At 56.2% G+C, this 1,040-nt stretch carries 1 rRNA gene; it reads right to left on the bottom strand.

The features are described from left to right. Positions 1 to 2 precede the first annotated feature (2 nt). Positions 3 to 1,040: ribosomal RNA gene (locus ACFV18_RS32850) — 23S ribosomal RNA — on the bottom strand; the annotation flags it as partial.

Below are 1,040 nucleotides of genomic sequence, written 5' to 3'. Positions count from 1 at the left end.
CTGAGGACAAGCCCTCGGCCTATTAGTACCGGTCAACTCCACCCCTCACAGGGCTTCCATATCCGGCCTATCAACCCAGTCGTCTACTGGGAGCCTTACCCTCTCAAGGAGGTGGGAGTGCTCATCTCGAAGCAGGCTTCCCGCTTAGATGCTTTCAGCGGTTATCCCTCCCGAACGTAGCCAACCAGCCATGCCCTTGGCAGGACAACTGGCACACCAGAGGTTCGTCCGTCCCGGTCCTCTCGTACTAGGGACAGCCCTTCTCAACACTCCTACGCGCACAGCGGATAGGGACCGAACTGTCTCACGACGTTCTAAACCCAGCTCGCGTACCGCTTTAATGGGCGAACAGCCCAACCCTTGGGACCTACTCCAGCCCCAGGATGCGACGAGCCGACATCGAGGTGCCAAACCATCCCGTCGATATGGACTCTTGGGGAAGATCAGCCTGTTATCCCCGGGGTACCTTTTATCCGTTGAGCGACGGCGCTTCCACAAGCCACCGCCGGATCACTAGTCCCTACTTTCGTACCTGCTCGACCCGTCAGTCTCACAGTCAAGCTCCCTTGTGCACTTACACTCAACACCTGATTGCCAACCAGGCTGAGGGAACCTTTGGGCGCCTCCGTTACCCTTTAGGAGGCAACCGCCCCAGTTAAACTACCCACCAGACACTGTCCCTGATCCGGATCACGGACCCAGGTTAGACATCCAGCACGACCAGAGTGGTATTTCAACGGCGACTCCACCATGACTGGCGTCACGGCTTCAAAGTCTCCCACCTATCCTACACAAGCCGAACCGAACACCAATATCAAGCTATAGTAAAGGTCCCGGGGTCTTTCCGTCCTGCTGCGCGAAACGAGCATCTTTACTCGTAATGCAATTTCACCGGGCCTGTGGTTGAGACAGTCGAGAAGTCGTTACGCCATTCGTGCAGGTCGGAACTTACCCGACAAGGAATTTCGCTACCTTAGGATGGTTATAGTTACCACCGCCGTTTACTGGCGCTTAAGTTCTCAGCTTCGCCACGACGAATC

The organism is Kitasatospora sp. NPDC059673, assembly GCF_042734215.1.
Lineage (GTDB): Bacteria > Actinomycetota > Actinomycetes > Streptomycetales > Streptomycetaceae > Kitasatospora.
The sequence above is the reverse complement of the archived record's forward strand: the minus strand, read 5'-3'. Positions and strand labels throughout refer to the sequence as shown.